The sequence below is a fragment of the Lonsdalea quercina genome (genome assembly GCF_900107885.1).
GTDB classification, from domain to species: domain Bacteria; phylum Pseudomonadota; class Gammaproteobacteria; order Enterobacterales; family Enterobacteriaceae; genus Lonsdalea; species Lonsdalea quercina.
The window spans coordinates 1-21,510 of the sequence record NZ_FNQS01000014.1 but is presented as its reverse complement, the minus strand read 5'-3'; the positions used below and the strand labels follow the sequence as shown (position 1 = coordinate 21,510).

The 21,510-nt window shown below is 57.8% G+C and carries 12 protein-coding genes; 3 read left to right on the top strand and 9 right to left on the bottom strand.

Annotation, left to right across the window (positions count from 1 at the left end; all coding sequences use genetic code 11):
- Positions 1-19: 19 nt before the first annotated feature.
- The 4 genes from glrR to purL form a co-directional block, all read right to left on the bottom strand.
- Positions 20-1,357 carry a two-component system response regulator GlrR gene (gene glrR, locus BLU64_RS15560; protein ID WP_074729342.1) on the bottom strand — a complete coding sequence of 446 codons (1,338 nt, stop codon included), beginning with the start codon at positions 1,355-1,357 and terminating at the stop codon, positions 20-22.
- Positions 1,354-2,094 carry a two-component system QseEF-associated lipoprotein QseG gene (locus BLU64_RS15555; protein ID WP_157755387.1) on the bottom strand — a complete coding sequence of 247 codons (741 nt, stop codon included), beginning with the start codon at positions 2,092-2,094 and terminating at the stop codon, positions 1,354-1,356. The genes glrR and BLU64_RS15555 overlap by 4 nt, the downstream gene beginning before the upstream one ends.
- A 68-nt stretch (positions 2,095-2,162) precedes the next feature.
- Positions 2,163-3,602 (bottom strand): sensor histidine kinase, encoded by a 1,440-nt coding sequence (locus tag BLU64_RS15550; RefSeq protein ID WP_074729340.1) that lies wholly within the window; start codon positions 3,600-3,602, stop codon positions 2,163-2,165.
- 907 nt (positions 3,603-4,509) lie between these two features.
- The gene (gene purL, locus BLU64_RS15545; RefSeq protein ID WP_026744295.1) at positions 4,510-8,394 is read right to left on the bottom strand and encodes a phosphoribosylformylglycinamidine synthase; all 3,885 of its coding nucleotides are present in this window, start codon (positions 8,392-8,394) and stop codon (positions 4,510-4,512) included.
- A gap of 281 nt (positions 8,395-8,675) precedes the next feature.
- On the opposite strand from purL, the gene mltF reads away from it, so the two are divergent.
- Positions 8,676-10,142, top strand: coding sequence for a membrane-bound lytic murein transglycosylase MltF (mltF, locus tag BLU64_RS15540; protein ID WP_074729338.1), 1,467 nt, complete (start codon positions 8,676-8,678; stop codon positions 10,140-10,142).
- Here the strand turns inward: mltF and tadA are convergent.
- The 3 genes from tadA to murQ form a co-directional block, all read right to left on the bottom strand.
- The gene (tadA, locus tag BLU64_RS15535) at positions 10,131-10,637 is read right to left on the bottom strand and encodes a tRNA adenosine(34) deaminase TadA (RefSeq protein WP_074729337.1); all 507 of its coding nucleotides are present in this window, start codon (positions 10,635-10,637) and stop codon (positions 10,131-10,133) included. The two genes, mltF and tadA, sit on opposite strands and share 12 nt — an antisense overlap.
- Before the next feature lie 192 nt (positions 10,638-10,829).
- Positions 10,830-11,468 (bottom strand): phosphatidylglycerophosphatase C, encoded by a 639-nt coding sequence (gene yfhb, locus BLU64_RS15530; protein WP_026744292.1) that lies wholly within the window; start codon positions 11,466-11,468, stop codon positions 10,830-10,832.
- A 72-nt stretch (positions 11,469-11,540) separates the two neighbouring features.
- Complete coding sequence (gene murQ, locus BLU64_RS15525; protein ID WP_026744291.1) at positions 11,541-12,434, bottom strand: N-acetylmuramic acid 6-phosphate etherase; 894 nt, start codon at positions 12,432-12,434, stop codon at positions 11,541-11,543.
- Positions 12,435-12,632: 198 nt separating this feature from the next.
- Here murQ and lapG point away from each other — a divergent pair, with 198 nt between their 5' ends.
- A complete protein-coding gene (lapG, locus tag BLU64_RS15520; protein WP_026744290.1) occupies positions 12,633-13,292 on the top strand; it encodes a cysteine protease LapG in 660 nt (219 codons plus the stop codon).
- Positions 13,293-13,334: 42 nt separating this feature from the next.
- Complete coding sequence (gene lapD / locus BLU64_RS15515; protein WP_026744289.1) at positions 13,335-15,284, top strand: cyclic di-GMP receptor LapD; 1,950 nt, start codon at positions 13,335-13,337, stop codon at positions 15,282-15,284.
- 60 nt (positions 15,285-15,344) lie between these two features.
- Here lapD and BLU64_RS15510 read toward each other — a convergent pair whose 3' ends face one another.
- Positions 15,345-15,686, bottom strand: coding sequence for a hypothetical protein (locus BLU64_RS15510; RefSeq protein ID WP_026744288.1), 342 nt, complete (start codon positions 15,684-15,686; stop codon positions 15,345-15,347).
- A gap of 91 nt (positions 15,687-15,777) precedes the next feature.
- Positions 15,778-21,510, bottom strand: a 5,733-nt coding sequence (locus BLU64_RS15505) for an Ig-like domain-containing protein (RefSeq protein WP_139171525.1), incomplete at its 5' end; no start/stop codon positions are given.

Genomic DNA, 21,510 nt, shown 5'->3' with positions numbered 1-21,510 from the left:
GCACGTTACTTACCCATAGCTAGTCTTTAAAATCATTGGCGTCCAGCTCATGGCGCGCCAGCAGTTTATAAAATTCAGTCCGGTTGCGTCCCGCCATACGAGCCGCCTGGGTGACATTGCCCTTGGCGATCTGGAGCAGTTTACGCAGATAGTTCAGCTCGAACTGGTGGCGAGCATCCGCGAAGGTTGGCAGAGCCGTATTTTCGCCTTCCAGCGCCTGTTCGACCAACGCCTCGCTAATGACCGGCGCGCTGGTCAGCGCCACACATTGTTCGATCACGTTGACCAGCTGGCGCACGTTACCCGGCCAGCTCGCCGTCATCAAGCGTTTCATGGCATCCGTGGAGAAACTGCGCACAAATGGTTTATGGCGCGCAGCGGCCTCCCGTAGCAGATGATTGACGAGCAAGGGAATATCCTCCGAACGTTCGTTCAGCGCCGGAATTTTCATATTTACGACGTTGAGGCGGTAAAACAGATCTTCCCGAAACTCGCCTTTCTCCATCGCTTTGGGCAAATGGCGATGGGTCGCAGAGATAATACGCACATCAATATTCAGATCGTGATTGCTACCCAACGGCCTGACTTTGCGCTCCTGCAACACTCGCAGCAGCTTAACCTGCAGCGATAACGGCATATCGCCGATTTCATCCAGGAACAGTGTTCCGCCGTCCGCCGCGGTAAATAGACCATCACGATTGCTCACCGCGCCCGTGAACGCGCCGCGGGCGTGGCCGAACAGCTCAGACTCAAGCAGCGGCTCCGGCAACGCGCCACAGTTGATCGCCACAAAGGGTTTATCGGCGCGCGGGCTGGCCGCATGAATCGCCCGCGCCAGTACTTCCTTTCCGGTACCACTCTGACCATTGATCAACACGCTGACATCCGACTGGGCCACCATTTTAGCCTGCTCCAGCAGACGCAGCATCAGCGGGCTGCGGGTGATGATTGTCTCTCTCCAGCTATCATCCCGAGCAGGCGCCGCCACCGACAATGCCTCGTCGATGGCCTGATAGAGCGCATCGCGATCGACAGGCTTGGTCAGGAAGCTGAATACCCCTTTTTGCGTCGCCGCCACCGCATCCGGAATAGAGCCATGCGCGGTCAGAATAATGACCGGCATCCCCGGCTGTTGCTTCTGGATCTCCGCGAACAGCGCAAGGCCGTCCATTTCATCCATCCGCAGATCGCTAATCACCAAATCGATTTTTTCGCGCACCAGCAAACGCAACGCGTCCTGACCGCTGGCGGCGGTCGTTACGTTGAATCCTTCGCTGGTCAAACGCATCCCCAGCAGCTTCAGCAGGCTGGGATCGTCGTCGACCAAAAGCAGGCTGGCGGATTGCCGTGTCGTCATGGATTACTGACTCCCGTTTTCAAACTGGGCTGTACCGGTGAGATCTCCGCATTCTGAGGCTTGGCACTCGTTTCCGACGACGAGTGTCCTGAGGAGGAGCCGTGCCGCTCCTCTCCGTCAGAGAAATCAGCGGGCACCGCTTTGCGCGCCGACAACTGCCGCTCGATATCCGTCAGATTTTTCAGCTTGCGCGTCGTGGCGTCCAACTGCTCACGCAGCTGATTTTGCTGTTCCCGAAGATCAGCCAGCGTTTTTTCGTGATCGTCCTGCAACCGCTGCATTCGCCCCCGCTCTTCGTCCTGAAACGCGGCCAGTTGCTGCTTGTCCATCCACAGTTGCAGCAAGGGAATAAGGCCCGTCGGCACGTCTTCGCTCTCCTGCGCCAGCCGGGCAATCCGCTGACGCTGCTCCGCGGGAACGGTCCCCGCCCGCTCGCGCAGCAGACTTTGTTTCCAGAGCCCAGCCCAGTCTGAAGACATCGGTGTCTGATTGGCCTTCGTCAGCGCCTGCGATGGGGACAGCTGAGTCGCGCAGTCCATCGCCCTCAGCCAGTACAAGGCATTCGTCATCGCTTCGCGGCTGTTCGCCAGCCAGATGGCGCGGCACTCCACGCTGCGATAATCGGCCAACTGCTGATCGGGTGCGCGATTGGCTTCAACAAACATCGCGGTCCCGCCGCCCACATGCGGTGCGCAGCCAGCTAAAAGGGGTGAAGAGAACAGCAAAGTTCGTAACACACGGCCCCACGGGATTGATGCTGTCACAGCTCGCCAGCGGGGGGATAAAATACGAAACAACCGTGCACTCATGCTTCATTCTCGGAGGTTAGTGGCAATTCAATACGGAAACAGACGTCGGCGTAGTCTACCGAGACCAAAGTCAGCTCGCCGCGCATTCGCCGAATGCAGTCCTGCGCGATGCTTAGCCCCAGCCCACTGCCCTTGACTGCGCCCTTGCGCTGACGTGCGCCCTGATAAAAAGGTTCAAAAATCATGCTGTGGTCGGCTTCCGGGATGGGCGCGCCTGTATTGGCGACCTCAATCTGAAGGTGCGAACCGTCGCTGCGGCTACGCACCCAAATGTTACCGGATTCCTGCCCATAGTGCACCGCGTTGGAATAGAGATTATCGAGCACTCTCATTAAAAGCGTAGTTTCCGCACGGCACGTTTTGACGTCCAGTTCAACTAACGTCTTCATCGATTTTCCCCGCGCCGACAGGCTATGATCGGCCACGACGGCGTCAACGATCGCCGCCAGATCGACCTGCTCAAGCTCGGTCGGCGCATCGGCTAGCTGGCGATTGTAGTCAAGCAGCTGCTCTATCAGCTGTAGTAGATGACGGCTGCTGCTATCCAGAATTGTGACGACCTGCCGCTGGTCTTCCGTCAGTGGTCCGGCGACCTCATCCGCAAGCAGCGACGTGCCTTCGCGCAGGCTCGCCAGCGGCGTTTTGAGTTCATGCGAAATGTGCCTGAGAAACTCATGCCGCTGCGCTTCCAGCCAGGAAAGACGTTCGCTCAGCCAAATGATACGTTGCCCCAGCGAACGAATTTCCCGGGGGCCTCTGAACGTGGGCGTATGACCCAACGGCAGCCCTTCCCCCAAGCGGTTAATCATCCGCTCTACGCCTTTCACCGGACCGATAATCATGCGGGTAAACAGTACGACCAGCAGCACGCTGACCAGAAACAACAACAGCGCCTGCCAGCCGAAGAATTGGCCGCGTTCCGCGATCGTCCGTTGAAGCTGCTGCCCGCGGGAGAAGATCACTTCTCGCGTCACCTGTACCATCTGCGTATTGGCTTGCGAGAAACTATCCAGCAGCGCCGCGGCTTCACCGCTCGGCGCGCTATTCTGACAATGCATCTCCGCCAGTTGCGTCAAATACTGCCGCAGGCGCTGCGGTGATTGGGGGTCGGGCAAAACCGGGGCGTGAACGTCCAGCATCTGAGCATATTGCCTGCGCTGATTTTGATACAGCTGAGACAGCGTGCGATCGTCCAGCACGCAATATTGACGATAGCTGCGTTCCAACGCCAATGCCAAGCCGGCCATCGCCTCACTGCGTCGGGCATCCGTCAGCGTAGTGCGGTTGATGATGGCGGCCTGCTCGCTGAGGGCGTTCAGGCTGCCATACGCCTGATAGGCCAGCACCAGCAACGGCAGCAGCACCAGCAAAAACGCCATGACGACCAGCTGCCGCAAAGATCGGGGGAACAAACGCCATCGTTTCAATGAGATCATCTCGTTACCTGTTCATTTGCTCGATGCTAGCCCACTCCGGCGAAAGTGCAATGTTTTCGCCCGCGAGCTGCGAAGCGTATGTCAGCTCATCGCGAAATTCGGTCGGGTTGCCGGAAAGAATGCGAAACGCCTCGCAGAAATAGCACGTTTCACAGCATGGCGGCGCTAAAAAGCAAAACCCGGTCAAACGAGAAGTTTGACCGGGTCTTTAAAGAGGGGGTGCCTCACTCAACGTGTCGTCCGAGGGATGATAAAGTTCGTTTGCACGCACAGTTATCGTTGATGTTGGACGATAGGCACCATTTCTTATGGCATCATTCCGGGTGTTATGGGCAAAAGCGATGATTCTGCTTCGCTGTCATAACCAGTTGAATGAGCAGCTGCATAAGCTATAGCATCTACCGTGCCATCAATCCACGTAATATCATAACTAATTGATGTTTAATCGAAATTAAATTTCATTTTTCTTCTTATTTCGCTCATCCCCTGCGAATAAGCCGCTGTCGCCTCGCGCGTCTCCATTTTTTGTCGCTAAAAACCGACACCCCCATAGCTAAAAAATAAAATTCATGCTTATCAACAAAATAGATGTCTCCTTTAAGAGACAGTCAAAAATAATATTGTCGTGCCTTTGAGACAGCCCGTTCGAAGCGCCCTTTTTTAGCATGGGTTGGACTCCGCAGTATGGCAGCAACAAGGGGATATTCTTTCAGCCTTACTCACGCCGCTTTCCTGCGCCGGTCGCAAAGCCCCTGCGGGAAAAATAGCGCGCGAAACCGAAATATCCAAATGTTCACCGCAGCCTGGTGTCACGGTTTGCGTCCCTAAAAAAGCCGGCCACCCAAGGTGGCCGGCTCCGGGACATCGTCCCCTCTTCTTGCAGTGCTTTAGCTGAGCTGAATGTCCCTTAGCCGAGCTGCTTACGCGCATTGCGGAACATGCGCATCCACGGGCTGTCCTCCCCCCAGGAATCCGGGTGCCAGGAGTTGCTGACGGTGCGGAATACACGTTCAGGATGCGGCATCATGATCGTGGCGCGCCCGCCAACGCTGGTCACCGCGGTAATCCCCCGCGGCGAACCGTTCGGGTTAGCCGGATAGTTTTCCGCAACCTGACCGTAGTTATTGACGAAGCGCAACGTCACCAACTGCTGTTGCTCCAAGGCGGCCAGCTGCGCGGCATCCCGCACTTCCACCAACCCTTCGCCATGCGATACGACGATCGGCATCCGTGAACCGGCCATATCCTGCATAAACAAAGACGGGCTATGAGCCACTTCCACCAGGCTAAAGCGTGCTTCGAAGCGATCTGATTTGTTGCGGACGAAGCGCGGCCAGTTCTCCGCGCCGGGGATCAGTTCACGCAGCGTCGACATCATCTGACAACCGTTGCACACGCCCAGCGCCAGCGTCTGCGGACGCGCAAAGAACGCCGAGAATTCATCGCGGACGCGGCTGTTGAAGAGAATCGACTTCGCCCAACCTTCGCCTGCGCCTAACACATCGCCGTAGGAGAAGCCGCCGCAGGCGACCAGCGCCTGGAAGTCCTTCAGGCCGCGCCGACCCGCCAGCAGGTCGCTCATGTGGACATCGATAGCCTCAAATCCGGCTCGATCGAACGCCGCGGCCATTTCCACATGCGAGTTGACGCCCTGTTCACGCAGCACGGCCACTTTCGGACGCGCCTGCGTATTGATGAACGGCGCGGTAATATCCTCCTGCGGATCGAAGCTCAGTGAAACGTTCAGACCCGGATCGCTATCGTCTTCTTTCGCCAGATGCTCTTCATCCGCGCACTGCGGATTATCGCGCAGACGCTGCATCTGCCAGGTTGTTTCCGCCCACCAGCTGCGCAGCGTGGAGCGTTTCTCACGATAAATAACTTCTTTACCCAACGAGATGACGAACTGATTGCCGGCTTCCGCGCGGCCCAGATAGTGCACGCACTCTGCCAGACCAAACTCCGCCAACACCTGCTCAACTTCCGCGCGTCGTGCGGCTTCAACCTGAATGACCGCGCCCAGCTCTTCGTTAAACAGAATGGCCAGACCATCTTCGCCCATGCTGCCGATGTCGGCTGACAGGCTGCAATGACCGGCAAAGGCCATTTCCGCCAGCGTCACCATCAGACCGCCATCGGAACGGTCGTGGTAGGCCAGCAGCGCCTTGTCGGCCACCAGTTTCTGCATGGCATTAAAGAAACCGGCCAGCTGTTCCGGGCTACGCACGTCCGCCGTTTTACGTCCCAACTGACGATAAACCTGCGCCAACGCCGTCGCGCCCAGCGCATGATGGCCGACGCCAAGATCGATCAACAGCAGCGCATTGTCTTTGTCGGTGCGCAATTGCGGCGTGACGGTATTCCGCACGTCTTCGACGCGACCAAACGCGGTGATGACCAGCGACAGCGGCGACGTGACGGCGTGATCCTCCCCGTTTTCCTGCCAACGGGTTTTCATGGACATCGAATCTTTGCCTACGGGGATTGTCAGCCCCAGTGCCGGGCACAGCTCTTCGCCGACGGCCTTGACGGCTTCATACAGCCCCGCGTCCTCGCCTGGATGCCCGGCGGCGGACATCCAGTTGGCGGAGAGCTTGATGCGTTTGATATCGCCAATATGCGTAGCGGCGATGTTAGTCAGCGCTTCCCCCACGGCCAGACGGGCCGACGCCGCGAAGTTCCGCAGCGCCACCGGCGCGCGCTCCCCGATAGACATCGCCTCGCCGTAGTAGCTATCCAGACTGGCCGTCGTCACGGCGCAGTCAGCGACCGGCACCTGCCACGGCCCGACCATCTGATCCCGTGCGACCATGCCCGTCACGCTACGGTCGCCGATGGTGATCAGAAAGGTTTTTTCGGCAACGGCCGGTAAATGCAGCACACGCTCGATGGCATCAGCCAGATAGATATTGTCAAAATTGAGCGGCTTGCCTTCGTTATGCAGTCGGGTCACATCACGCTGCATTTTCGGCGCTTTACCCAGCAGCACTTCCAGCGGCATGTCGATTGGTTGATTGTTGAAGTGGCGATCGTTCAGTGTCAGATGCTGTTCTTCGGTCGCTTCGCCGATCACGGCATACGGCGCTCGCTCGCGGCGGCAAATGGCGTCGAATGTCGCCAGCTGTTCTGGGGCGACCGCCAGCACATAACGTTCCTGCGACTCGTTACACCAGACTTCCAGCGGGCTCATGCCCGGTTCGTCGTTCAAAATGTCGCGCAGTTCGAAACGACCGCCGCGGCCGCCATCGCTGACTAGCTCCGGCATGGCGTTTGACAGCCCGCCCGCGCCCACATCGTGAATGAACAGGATCGGGTTTTCGTCACCGAGCTGCCAGCAGACGTCGATCACTTCCTGACAGCGACGTTCCATCTCCGGGTTATCGCGCTGTACAGAAGCGAAGTCCAGATCGGCATCGGACTGTCCGGAAGTCATGGAAGAGGCCGCGCCGCCGCCCAGACCGATATTCATTGCCGGTCCGCCCAGCACGATCAGCTTCGCGCCGACGGAGATCTCGCCTTTTTGCACGTGATCCGCACGAATGTTGCCGATCCCGCCCGCCAGCATGATGGGTTTGTGGTAACCGCGCACTTCCGTACCGTTGTGGCTGTCGACCGACTCCTCATAGGTGCGGAAGTAACCGGTCAGGGCCGGACGGCCGAATTCATTGTTGAACGCCGCCCCGCCCAGCGGGCCTTCCAGCATGATATCCAGCGCGTTGACGATGCGATCCGGCTTACCGAAGTCCTGCTCCCACGGCTGAATGAAGTCAGGAATACGCAGGTTGGAGACGGAAAAACCGACCAGTCCGGCTTTCGGCTTGGCGCCGCGTCCGGTCGCGCCTTCATCACGAATTTCGCCGCCGGAGCCGGTTGCGGCCCCCGGCCACGGCGAGATGGCGGTGGGATGGTTATGAGTTTCCACTTTCATCAGAATATGCGCGTCTTCCTGATGATATTCATAGCGGCCCTGCGGGTTGGGGAAAAAACGTCCCACGGCGGAGCCTGTCATGACGGCGGCATTGTCTTTATAGGCGGACAACACGAAATCCGGCGTCTGTTCATAGGTGTTTTTAATCATTTTGAACAGAGATTTGGGCTGCTTTACGCCGTCGATAACCCAGTCTGCGTTGAAGATTTTGTGTCGGCAGTGTTCCGAGTTGGCCTGCGCGAACATATAAAGTTCGATGTCGGTCGGATTTCGGTTCAGACGGGTAAACGCGTCGATCAAATAGTCGATTTCGTCTTCCGCCAGCGCCAGTCCGAGACGCAGGTTGGCGGCTTCGAGCGCCTGACGCCCTTCCGTTATCACGTCCACCCGCTGAAGCGGCGCAGGTTCGTGCTGCGCAAATAGACGCTCCGCCTGCTGTAGCTCGCTAAACACCGCCTCCATCATACGGTCGTGCAACAGTTCACTCAGCGACCGCCACTGCGCTTCATTCAGTGTCGGCGCGTGAATATAGAAGGCCAGTCCGCGTTCCAGACGGCGAACGGTGTTCAGACCGCAGTTGTGCGCGATGTCCGTGGCTTTGGAAGACCAGGGAGAGAGGGTGCCGGGACGAGGCGTGACCAATAGCAGGTGACCTGAGGGATCGTGTTCGGGGAGTGAAGGACCGTATTTCAGCAGGCGGGCCAGCTGCGTTTTTTCATCGGTGCTTAACGGTGCGGTCACGTCGGCAAAATGCACATATTCGGCGTAAATATCGCTGACGGGAAGAAGATTGTCTTTGCAACGCGCCAATAGTTTGTTGATACGAAAAGCCGATAAAGCCGGGGAACCACGCAGTATTTCCATCATTTCACATTCTCTCGTCTTCGATGCACCGATAGCGGGGCACCATGGCGCTACAGGAGGGGGGAACGCGGCACATTATAGAGAATACCGACGCGCGACGAAACCGTTTGCGCGGCAATAGTCGAACATCTTTGTTGTTAGGTGACCAATTCGTTACCGGGGCAATAAAAGTTGCACCCTGGCGGTTTGTTACGCAAAATGCCCCGACTCTGGGACACTCAGTATAAGAAACTGCCTAATAGACAGACAGGCCTTCAGGCCGCCGAGAGACATCAAATTCTTTGAAGCGTTTAACGATAAATTATTTTTTCATCGGGGTGATTGCACTGTTATTGGCATTGGCGCTATGGCCAAATATTCCTTGGCGCAGCAGCCAGGACGACCAACTCAGGCAAATCCTTTCACGTGGTGAGCTACGTGTCAGTACGGTTGTTTCTCCACTGACCTACTCCCTACACCGTGGCTCCCCGTCAGGACTCGACTATGAACTGGCTAAACGATTCGCCGATTACCTCGGCGTCAAGCTGGTCGTTTCCACACGTCGGAACATTGATGAATTATTCACCGATCTCGACAACGGCGACGCCGATATGTTGGCGGCGGGTCTGATTTACAGCGATGATCGAACGCAGTCGTTCCGTGCCGGCCCCTCTTACTATTCCGTCTCACAGCAGCTGGTGTATCGATTAGGCTCACCGCGTCCCACGTCGCTTGGCAAGCTCAAAGGCCGACTTGCGGTATTGTCCGGCTCTGCGCAAATATCCACGTTGCGCGAGCAGCGGTCCAAACAGTTTCCGAACCTGACCTGGGAAACCAGCACCAACGTCTCCGAGCTGGATCTGCTTAAGCAGGTGGTCGATGGACGGCTCGATTACACGATTGCCGACTCTATCAGCGTCGGATTGTTGCAACGTATCTACCCGCAATTGGCCGTCGCATTTGATCTCAGCGATGAAGAGCCGGTGAACTGGTATATGCGCCAGACCCACGACGATAGCCTGTCCGCCGCCATGCTGGACTTCTTCAGCCGGATTGCTGAAGACGGCTCGCTGGCGCGTCTGGAAGAGAAATATCTGGGTCACGTCGGGGAGTTCGACTACGTGGACACCACTACGTTTCTGAATGCGATCGACAACACTCTGCCGGGGCTGCGGTCGCTGTTTGAGCGCTATGCCACGGAGATGGACTGGAAGCTGCTGGCCGCCATCTCTTATCAGGAGTCGCACTGGAATCCGCTGGCGACCTCGCCTACCGGCGTACGCGGTCTGATGATGTTAACGAGGACCACGGCGGAAAGCCTGGCAGTGGTCGACCGGCTGAATCCCGAGGAGAGCATTCGCGGCGGCGCAAAGTACCTGTCGCTGATGATGCAACGTATGCCGAACTCCATTCCGGACGACGAGAAAATCTGGTTTGCGCTGGCGGCTTACAATATGGGTTACGCCCATTTGATGGATGCGCGCAAGTTAACGGAGAAGCAGAAAGGCGATCCAAACAGTTGGGCGGACGTTAAAATGCGGCTGCCGATGCTAAGCCAGAAACGCTATTATCAGCAAACCGCCAACGGCTACGCGCGTGGTCACGAAGCTTACAACTATGTGGAAAATATCCGTCGTTATATGATCAGCCTGGTCGGCTACCTGACGGAAAAAGAAAATAAGGCCCAGCACGTTAAGCAGGCGGGTGAAGGCTATCCCGCAGTCTCTCCGGCGCTGGTGCAGTCCGGAATGTCTTCATCAGGGAAGTGATGCTCCTTTGGCCGCCGCACGGCGTGCCTTTTGCTCTTTCCGACGTTGCCGGAAAAAGTCGCTCAACTGCGTTGAACAGGCTCCCGCCAGCACGCCCGAGGTAATTTCAATCTGATGATTCATGCCCGGGTGACGCAAAATATCCACCAGCGATCCGGCCGCGCCCGTCTTGGCGTCGGCGGCGCCGTAAACCAAACGCCCGATGCGACTGTGCACCATCGCTCCCGCACACATCACGCACGGCTCCAGCGTGATATACAGCGTGCTGTTCAGCAGACGATAGTTTTGCGCCACGCTTCCACCTTGCCGCAACGCCATGATCTCGGCGTGCGCGGTGGGATCGTGCTGACCGATAGAGCGGTTCCAGCCTTCGCCAATGACCTGGTTGTCCAGCACCAGCACCGCGCCAACGGGAACTTCGCCTTCATCCCAGGCTCGTTGCGCCAGCGTCAGCGCATGCTGCATCCAGAATTCATCATCATTTACGCGGTTCATCGTGCCTCTTTTACCCGTCAATTCCCCTAAGCGGCGGGCATTATACTCGAAATAAGTCGAGTTGCAGGATGGCGGCAAAACGGCGAACACCGATACGCTTACGCCCGTCAGTGATTCAGGCGATCGATCGCCGCCAACGCACCTGCAACGAAAAGTATGACAAGTCTGTATACGCCATTCCGCGTGGAGGCATTACTCCAGCTGTTGCAAACTCCCCTGCGGCGTTACCCGCCAGCGGTGTTCGCAGAAATAGAGCAGCGGGTTATCCTGTTTGCTGTCGCTGTAACCGCTGTAGAGCTTCAGCGGAGCGCCCAGTTGGCGTTCCATCTGCACGACTTTTTCCCGGCCCAGACAGCGTAACGTGAGTACCCACCCGCCATAGCGGCGGGAGATTTGACTGCCCATCAGCCGTACACCCGGCAGAAAGGGGGCGTCGCGGTAAACCGCTTCCACCAGCCGTTGCGGAGAACCGGTGACCAGCCACACCTCTGCATCGCTGGCGCTCAGATAAGTGGTCAGCCGTTGCTGTACCTCAGGAAACGGCGTCACCTGCTGACGAAAACTATCCACGAACGCTTTTTCCAGCTGTTCGAGCTTCGCCTCGCCGCGGCCCACCGTGATGGCCCACAACAAACAGCTCATCGGCCAGCGAGCCGCCCTGCCCCTGCACAGCAGCGAGAGCATGACGACCGGCAGCACGGGGATAACCACCAGTAGATTCAACGGCAAACGCCGGATCAGAAAACGCAGAAAACTGCCAAACATATCCTGCTGATGCAGTGTGCCGTCCAAATCAAAAAATACGATGCGCAAATGTTGCTTATCGTTCAAAACCGGCTCCTTAAGTAGGACGGGAGCATCCCGCCTCGTTTTGCTGTCATGGGTTGTGAAAAGCGGATTGCGCTATTCCTGTATGGCGTCTCGCAGGTATCCCTGATGCCGCGCCAGTTTTTCCTGCGCCTGAGCGGCGTCGCAACCGGTCAGAAGCATCACGATAGCCGGTTTGACCTCATACCCCGTCTGTTCCAGCGCCCGCCGCGCGATGTCGCGCTCCACGCCGGAGGCTTCAACAACAATACGACAGGCGCGATCCACCAGCTTGGCATTGGTCGCTTTCACATCCACCATCAGATTTTGGTACACCTTGCCCAATCTCACCATCGCACCAGTGGAAATCATATTCAGCACCAGCTTCTGGGCGGTACCGGATTTCAGCCGGGTCGACCCCGTCAACACTTCCGGACCGACGACTGGAGAGATGGCGATCTCCGCCAACCTGGCGATCGGCGACGCAGGGTTGCAGGAAATGGCCGCGGTATGGCAGCCGATGCGGTGCGCATACTCCAGACCGCCAATCACATAGGGCGTTCTGCCGGACGCCGCCAGCCCAATCACCATGTCCTGAGCAGTCAGCGACAGCGCCGCCAGATCGGCCTCGCCCCCCGCAGGGTCATCTTCCGCGCCTTCCACCGCCTGTAACAATGCGCCGGGACCGCCCGCGATCAGGCCGATCACCCGCCCCGGCGCGAGGCCGAAGGTCGGAGGACATTCGGAAGCATCCAATACGCCCAAACGTCCGCTGGTCCCCGCGCCGAGATAAATCAAACGGCCGCCCGCCTTCATACACGCGGCAGTGAGGTCCACCGCTTGGGCAATCGCCGGCAGCACCTGCCGGATAGCTTCCGGCACCTGTCGGTCCTCTTCATTGATGAGGGCCATCATCTCCAGCGTCGCCATACGATCTAAATCCATCGTCGCCGGGTGACGCCTCTCGGATACCAATGCCCCTAAATCCATACGCTTCCTCGCTTATAAGTCCGAAGCTGATACGTATCAGCTTCGTGATAAATCAATCGTACCTGCTATCGTTATCACATGGCACTTTTCAGCCGTTCAAAGTAAGCTATGCGGCAGCGGTCTACAACGCCTGTTTATTCAGGCGTCGATTTCAGACCACAGAGTCCGGATTCACCGGTGGGTAACAGAGACGTCACGTTGAAATTTCATGCGCAGCGCCAGTCATTAGTTCATGTTCTATTACACTTCATCATCGGCAGCCTACTGCTGGTGGCGGGTACGCTCTATGCGGACTGGAATTTCTCCGCCATCAACTCAATTACCGATCAGCGTTATGGTCAGGCCACGCCGGAAGCACGCCAGCGGATAACCGCCTGGCAAGCGTTGATGCAGGCGCAGCTAACGGCCACAGAGAGCCAGAAACTGGAGTCGGTCAACCGCTTTTTCAATGACAAAATAGCTTACCGGGAAGATATTGATGTCTGGCGGCAGGAAGATTACTGGGCCACGCCGATCGAAATGTTGCGAAAAGGGATGGGCGACTGCGAAGACTATGCGATCGCCAAATATCTGACGCTCATTCACCTTGGCGTCGAACGTGAAAAGCTGCGTATCACCTACGTTAAAGCGCTAAGCCTAAACCGTGCGCATATGGTGCTCAGCTATTACCCTTCACCAAACGCTATCCCGTTGATCCTGGACAGTTTGATCACCGAGATCCGTCCCGCTACCCAGCGAAAAGACTTGCTGCCGGTCTATTCCTTTAATGGCGACGGACTCTGGCTACCCAGCACGGGCGGCAATCGACGCGCTGGCGACAGCAAACGACTGTCTCGCTGGCAGGACTTACTAATTTAAATGCGCGCAGAAGGATTTTCTCTTGATGAGTAGGATGGGGCTATGTCGCTATTTAAACAATTACTGATAGCCATCTGTTTGTTTATGCTGTTCATTTTCAGCGGTAGTTTTATCGCCAACCTGGAAAGTTCACGCGATCAATATAACAACCAGTTGCACTCGCACGCTCAGGATGCCGCCACGGCTTTGGGCGTGGCGCTCACGCCGAATATCGACGATCCCGCGATGGTCGAACTGCTGGTCAGTTCTATTTTCGATAGCGGTTATTTCTCCAGTATTCGCGTTATCGATCTGGAAACCCACAAGGTGACGATGGAGCGAGCTACATCGCCGGAAGTCTCGAACGTTCCCGTCTGGTTTGTCCGACTGGTGGACTTGCAACCGGGTAATGGTCAGGCCATCGTGATGCGCGGCTGGGAGCAGGCGGCACGGGTCGAAGTCGTCAGCCACCCAATGTTTGCCATCGCCAGACTGTGGCAAGGTACCTCCGCTTCGCTGATCTGGATGCTGTCGTGCGGCGCGATCGGTCTGGTGCTAGGCGCCTGGTTCCTGCGTCGTCAGCTGCGTGCGCTGGATGATATGGTCATACAGTCGCTCGCGATTTGTCGTCGCGAGTTCCTGAGCATCCCCAAACTGCCCAAGACGCCGGAGCTGCGCCGGGTCGTTCAGGCCATGAACCTCATGGTCACTAAACTTCAGACCTTATTCGAAGAGGAAGCCCAGCGAAGCGAGCGCTTGCGTAAGGAAGCTTATCAGGATCCGCAAACCGGGCTGGCCAACCGCCGCGCGATGGATATCCAGTTGGAAACGCGCCTTAGCGATGAGGAAGCCTCCACCGGTTATCTAATTATGCTGCGTCTACAGGATCTGGCGGGTATGAACCAGCGTCTGGGCGCAGCGAAAACCGATGCCTTGCTAGCCTCCGTCGCGCAAAACATTCTGAAATGCAGAAAACGTTATGTCGAAGCTGATAGCCTCGCCGCGCGCATTCGCGGCGGAGAGTTCGCCATTTTCTGTCCCGGCCTGGTACAGAAAGAGGCGCAGGCACTGGCCGACGAACTGTCGAACCGGATCGAGGCGCTATTTCTGACCGGCGAGACGGACGTGTCCCCCGTGGCCCGCTTGGCGCTGGTGTCATTCCAGCATGGAGATTCTCCTGCGTCGCTGTTCATCAGAGGCGATCGCCTGTTGATGAAAGCAGAACGCAATTCGGATATCCATGCGGAAGAAGAGGAAGACGGTAAGGAGTCTCAATGGGTGGCTGACCGCCATCACTGGTTCACCCTGCTGGATCCGTTGCTGGCGCAGGAGAATGTCCAACTGTTCCTGCAGCCGGTGATGGACTGCGCCGAGAATGGTCGGATTCTTCATCACAAAGTACTGGCCCGCATCCTTGATCAGGAAGGCAATACCATCAACGCCGGACAATTCTTGCCATGGGTACAACGCTTTGGATGGAACACCCGTCTTGATCAGGTGATGATGAAGCATGCCCTCGCCTATTTGCAGCGTTACGACGGCACGCTGGCCTTAAGCCTATCCGGCAGCACCGTGCTGGATCTGCAACTGATGGCAGAATGGCTGGCACCGTTGAAAGCGTATCCGCAGCAGGCCGCGCGTCTGATTCTGGAACTGGACGAAAACCAATTGCCCGACGCGCAGCAGCTCGACCTGCTGGTGAAACTGCTTAACGAATTTGGCTGCAAACTGGGACTGCAGCACTTTGGCGGCCGCTTTACCATTATCGGCAATTTGTCGAAATGGGGCCTCGCCTACCTGAAAATCGACGGCAGCTATATACGCGGTATCGATGAGGCGGAGGATAAGAAGGTGTTTATCACGGCACTGCAACGCGCGATGAATAGTATTGATTTGCCGCTGATTGCGGAACGAGTGGAAACGAAAGGCGAGCTGGAAGAACTGCGAGCGCTCGGCATCAAAGGCGCGATGGGCCGACTATTGGGAGAACCGTTCCCCGTATCGCTGTCCTGACCTGAGTCTTGGCGACTGACTTGCCGGCAACGGCAAGTCAGTTCGTATCAGGACCAAGATTCAAAACATCCCCTCTTCGTCATCGCGAATCAGCGCATCCAATCCCCCTAACACTTCACGCGCCTGTGCACGCTGAATCAATTTCAGCTGCGCCGCCTGCGGGAAATCCGTGATATTCAGCAACCCTTTTTGGGTCAGTACCTGAATCAGGTCCTCCAGCACACGCACCATTTCCAGGTCGCTGTTGCGCAGCTGTTCCAGACTAGAAAGAATCGACTGTTGATTATTCATCCACGCCTGTGCCTCCACCGAGTCCTGTAGCAGCTCGCCGTTCATCCCTTCGAAGGGGACAGGCTCCACCCGAACCAAGTTACCGTCGTTATCTCGTAATATATAAAACATAGGCTGTCCTTTTACATACTGCCAATAAGGAAACCGGACGCATAACGTCCGGTTTCCTTGGTGTTGCCTATTGCGAGTTGAGTATTGATGGCTAAGCGCTATGTTCCGGCTTCGCAATCAGGCTTTCCAGAGACGGCATCGCCCCGTTGTAATGTTCCAACGTGATGGACGTATCCGGCGTTGCGCCCCCCTGCTCCGTGAATTGGCCTTGAGTACTCACCTCAATCGTCGGCGAACCTTGGTTATCCACAATGCGGATATAGTGGCTGATATCCGTTCCCGCTTCCAGCTCGCCGACCAAATCACTCAGGTCGATGCGATCACCTTCCGCCGGATTGAAGTCCTTGATCGTGTCATAACCGGTATCGCCCGCCTTCCAGACGAAGGTATCCGCGCCGCTGCCACCGATGAGCGTATCGTTGCCGACCCCGCCTCTCAGCACATCATCGCCGCTTCCGCCATACAGGATATCGTCACCCAAACCACCATCCAGGGTGTCGTTACCGCCCTGTCCGTACAGGAGATCGTTACCCGAACCGCCGCTAATCGTATCATTACCGCCTTGCGAGGAAGCAATATCGAATTCGGCGCTATGTCCGGCGATATACTCATGTACCTGTTGGACGGATGCGGTGGTATCCGACCCCAGATGCAGTTGGTTGCCGACGTACTGCTGCAAAGCCGGCAGACCGTTGCCGTCGATGCCGTCGAACGAGATAGAGTCGCCGAACAGGATATCGTCGCCGTTACCGCCCAGCAGCGTATCGTGCCCACCGGTCAGAGACTGGTTCGATCCCAGAATCGCTTCTGACAGCTGGCCCGGGTCGATGTGATCCAACACCACGCCGTCGCTATCGTAGTTTTTCAGGCTCGATGCATTTAACGAATCCCCAACCCCGATGGCCTCCACGTTCGATACCTCATGCAGCAAGGCATAGCCTTCAGAGGAGTTCGACATCGTCGCCGAGTTGGCGTTGTAACCCGTGCCCGCCAGATGAGAGATCTCGTAAGTCCCGTCGCCCTCGGCGTGAACCTGGCCAATCACCGTACGCGTCACGCCGCCACGACCCGAGTTAGAGTAGTAGTAGACGTCGCCGGTACTGCTGATCACCTCACGGCTTACTCCGGAGATGTTCATATAGTAAGCCTGGCCCGGTTGGTAATCAAACGAGTCGATATCCAGCGTCGTACGGCTGCTGACCCTCACCGTATCCGTTTCACCCGTCTGATAATAGGTCGGTTCACCATCGGTAATGAAGTAGGTCAGATTGGTGCCGGGATTGCTTTCCACGGTATCGCTTTGGAACCAGTTAGCCGCCGTTTTGAACACATCCTCGTAGTTCGTACCGCCGCCGGACGTCATTGTCTGCAGCGCCGCGACCAGTTTGGACAAGGCGTTGGAATCCGACAGGTTGACGGAGATGGTCTGGCCGACTTTCGTATCGAAGTCCGCCAGGAACACATTCACCGACCCCGAATGAACGTCCGACGTGCTCTTGATCAGGTTGTTGAAGACCGTGGTCAACGAAGCTACCGTCTTGCTGATGCTGTCATTCGACATACTGCCGGAGGAGTCCACCAGGAAGGCAATGTTGTAGTTTTGCCCTTCCATGATCTGCAGACCGGAGACGTCACCCACGATCAGATCGTTACTGTTCGTCCCCGTCAGCGTATCGTCGCCGGTGGTGCCCATCGTCGCGCCGAACTGTTCGACTTCCTGCGAAGAATAGCCGGTCGACGAATCATAGTTCGCCACTTCGGTCGCCGTCGCTTGCGCAATGATGTCGAACTTACCGGCATCGACAGGCGTCTGAATGGTGATGGTTCCGGCCAGCGTATCCAAATGCTGAGCATTGGTAATCAGGTACACGCCGTCCGCGCCGACGGTGACCGTCACGTTATTGATGTGATCGGTCAACACGGAGCCTTCCGGAATCCCCGTCAGCGTAATGCCCGACAGCTGCTCGCTGCCGTCAAGGTCGGTCAGCGCGGCAGACACGGTCAATTCATGCTGCTGATAACCCGCCTGTTCCGCCACAGACTCTTCCTTGAAGTCCTGCTTATCCGCCGCGATATAGCTGCCGTCGCCGTAGATAATGCCGTCCAGATGGTTAGCGCCGCTGATCAACGTATTGCCCTGATACGTAATAGTCACAGAGTCATACGTGTTCACATTGGTGGCGGCATTATTGTTCGGACCGACGTAGGTGGTGTAGCCATCAGCCGTCGTACCTTCAACAAAGATATAGTCAGGACGCGTACCTGAAGCTTCCGTCCCGCTATTGCCGGTCACCGCGTTCAGCGAGCGCCAGCTGCCATCCTGATAGTAGCCGCTGCCGTCATGGACGACGAACAGGTCGGTGTACTGGCTGCTGGTGCCATTCGTGTTCCCCTGACCGTAGTAAGCGACCACGCCGTTACCCACAATTTCAGGCACCGTATCGCCTTCGGACAGCCAGATGCGCACGTTGTCGCCGATACGCACAATTTTACCGTCCTGAACGTCGAATCCGCCGTTTTCACTACCGCCGTTGACCTTGATGTAAGACGGGGTCGTCGGTACGGTTTCACCGCTGGAGATATCCAACGATACGACTGGCGCATCCGCCACCGGCGTTACATTGATGGACACTTCGCCCTGAGAGCCGGTGTTGCCCGCGGCATCGACCGGCTGCCAGCTCAGCTCCGCCAGTCCGTTACCAGACACGTTGGCCGCAGGAACAAAGCGCAACGCGGTATCGCCCGCCGTGAACGCCTGACCAACGGTCACCTGATGCCATTCGCCGCTCTGGCTGTAATAGAATGTACCCGCGCTGGCGTCTGGCAGCGAAGAGATTACGATGCTGCTGGTGTCGGAGGATACCCCCAGATCGCTCCAGGAGATGGCCAATGCCGTATCTTCTGCGACGGTCAGCGTATGGCTACCGCCGTCCGGAGCGACCGTATCCACGCCATAGCCATGATCGTCTGTCGCCGTGGTCGGGTTGCCGGCCACATCCAGCGTCGTGACTGAGGCGTGAATCTGCGAGTCACCCGCTAGCACGCTACCGGGAACCTCTACGCTCCAGACATAGCTGCCGTCCGCGGCGGCGACCACGTTCGTCTGATAGGTCTGTCCCCCCACGCTGACGGTGACGATATCGCCGACATGCACATCGTTGCCGACACGGCCGGTGATAGTCTGGGTCTGACCCGATTCCGCCAGGTTGATGGTGTTATCCGCCGTGACCGCATCAATCGTAATGCTGGCTTCCGGCGCGGACGTATCCACCGCGTAACCGTGATCGGCCGACGCCGTTGCCGAATTACCGACGACATCCGTAGTGGTGACTTCCGCGTGGATCTGCGCGTTACCGGCCAGCACGTCGCCCGGCACATTCACACTCCAGACAGCGTCTCCTTCGTCATTAACGGTGACTTCGGTCTGGTAACTATATTCGCCCACTTTGACCGTGACGATATCGCCTGCCTGCACGTCGTTACCCACGTGACCGGAGATCGTCTGCGTTTGTCCAGACTCAGCGATGTTGATGATATTGTCGCTGGTCACATCATCGATGGTGATGCTGGCATCCGGCAGCACCGTATCGACCGTGTAAGTGTGGTCGGCCGTCGCCGTCGTCGCGTTCCCCGCCTCATCAGTGGTGGTGACCGCTGCGTGCACCACGGTATCCAGAGCTAGCACGCTGCCCAGAATAACGACACTCCAGACCTTAGCCCCGTCCGCACCGGCCGTCACGCTGGTCTGATAAGACTGACCCGCGACGTTGACCGTCACCGTATCGCCGACGCGCACGTCGTTGCCGACACGGCCGGAGATGGTCTGCGGCTGATTGCTTTCGGCCAGATTGATTGAATCATCGTCGGTGATCGTATCGATGGTGATCGACGCTTCCGGCGCGGCAGTATCAACGGCATAGCTGTGGTCAGCACCGGCAGTCGTGGCGTTGCCTGCACCATCGGCGGTGGTCACTTCCGCGTGGATCTGGCTGTTACCGGCCAATACCTCACCCGGCACGCTCACGCTCCACACATTGCCGCTATCGGAGGCGGTCACCGTAGTCTGGTATGTCTGATCGCCGATGGTCACGGTCACCGTATCGCCGACCTGCACGTCGTTGCCGACGCGGCCGGTCACATTCTGATTCTGACCGGCTTCGGCGATATTGACGGTGTTGTCGGCCGTCACATCGTCGATAGTGATCGACGCTTCCGGCGCGGCGGTATCGACCGCGTAGCCATGATCGGCAGATGCCGTGGTCGGGTTACCGGCCGCATCCGTGGTGGTCACTTCCGCGTGGATCTGCGCGTTACCGGCCAGCACCTCGCCCGGCACGCTGACACTCCACACGTTGCCGTTATCGGAGGCGGTCACCGTAGTCTGATAGGCCTGATCGCCAATCGTCACGGTCACCGTATCGCCCACCTGCACGTCGTTGCCCACACGGCCAGTCACGTTCTGGTTCTGACCCGCTTCGGCAATGTTCACCGTGTTGTCAGCGGTCACATCGTCAATGGTGATGGACGCTTCCGGCGCGGCGGTATCGACCGCGTAGCCATGATCGGCAGATGCCGTGGTCGGGTTACCCGCCGCATCCGTGGTAGTGACTTCGGCATGGATCTGCGAATTACCGGCCAGCACATCGCCCGGTACGCTGACACTCCACACGTTGCCGCTATCAGACGCTGTCACGGTGGTCTGGTAAGCCTGGTCGCCGATGGTCACGGTCACCGTGTCGCCCACCTGCACGTCGTTGCCGACGCGACCGGTCACGTTCTGATTCTGACCCGCTTCGGCGATATTGACGGTGTTGTCGGCCGTCACATCGTCGATGGTGATGGAGGCTTCCGGCGCGGCGGTATCGACCACGTAGCCGTGATCGGCAGATGCCGTGGTCGGGTTACCGGCCGCATCCGTGGTAGTCACTTCGGCATGAATTTCATTGTTACCGGCCAGTACCTCTCCCGGTACGCTGACGCTCCACACATTGCCGTTATCGGAGGCGGTGACGGTGGTCTGGTACGACTGATCGCCGATGGTCACGGTGACCGTATCGCCCACCTGCACGTCGTTGCCGACGCGACCGGTCACGTTCTGGTTCTGACCCGCTTCGGCAATGTTCACCGTGTTGTCGGCCGTCACATCATCGATGGTGATGGACGCTTCCGGCGCCGCCGTATCGACCGCGTAGCTGTGGTCAGCACCAGCAGTCGTGGCGTTGCCTGCACCATCGGTAGTGGTCACTTCCGCATGGATCTGGCTGTTACCGGCCAGCACCTCACCCGGTACAGAGACGCTCCATACGTTGCCGTTATCCGACGCGGTGACGGTAGTCTGGTATGCCTGATCGCCGATGGTCACGGTCACCGTATCGCCCACCTGCACGTCATTGCCGACGCGGCCGGTGATGGCCTGCGGCTGTCCCGCTTCCGCGATATTCACCGTGTTGTCTGCCGTCACATCGTCGATGGTGATGGAGGCTTCCGGCGCCGCCGTATCGACCGCATAACCGTGGTCTGCCGCGGCAGTGGCCGGGTTACCCGCCGCATCCGTGGTGGTGACTTCCGCGTGGATCTGGCTGTTACCGGCCAGCACCTCGCCCGGCACGCTCACGCTCCACACATTGCCGCTATCGGAGGCGGTCACCGTAGTCTGGTATGCCTGATCGCCGATGGTCACGGTCACCGTATCGCCCACCTGCACGTCGTTGCCCACACGGCCAGTCACGTTCTGGTTCTGACCCGCTTCCGCGATATTCACGGTGTTGTCACCGGTGACGTTATCGATGGTGATCGACGCTTCCGGCGCGGCGGTATCGACCGC

Coding starts and splice junctions, on each gene's coding strand:
- BLU64_RS15510 (WP_026744288.1), bottom strand. CDS start 15,686: ATGTTTTATATATTACGAGATAACGACGGTAACTTGGTTCGGGTGGAG.
- glrR (WP_074729342.1), bottom strand. CDS start 1,357: ATGACGACACGGCAATCCGCCAGCCTGCTTTTGGTCGACGACGATCCC.
- lapD (WP_026744289.1), top strand. CDS start 13,335: ATGTCGCTATTTAAACAATTACTGATAGCCATCTGTTTGTTTATGCTG.
- murQ (WP_026744291.1), bottom strand. CDS start 12,434: ATGGATTTAGGGGCATTGGTATCCGAGAGGCGTCACCCGGCGACGATG.
- purL (WP_026744295.1), bottom strand. CDS start 8,394: ATGGAAATACTGCGTGGTTCCCCGGCTTTATCGGCTTTTCGTATCAAC.
- tadA (WP_074729337.1), bottom strand. CDS start 10,637: ATGAACCGCGTAAATGATGATGAATTCTGGATGCAGCATGCGCTGACG.
- BLU64_RS15550 (WP_074729340.1), bottom strand. CDS start 3,602: ATGATCTCATTGAAACGATGGCGTTTGTTCCCCCGATCTTTGCGGCAG.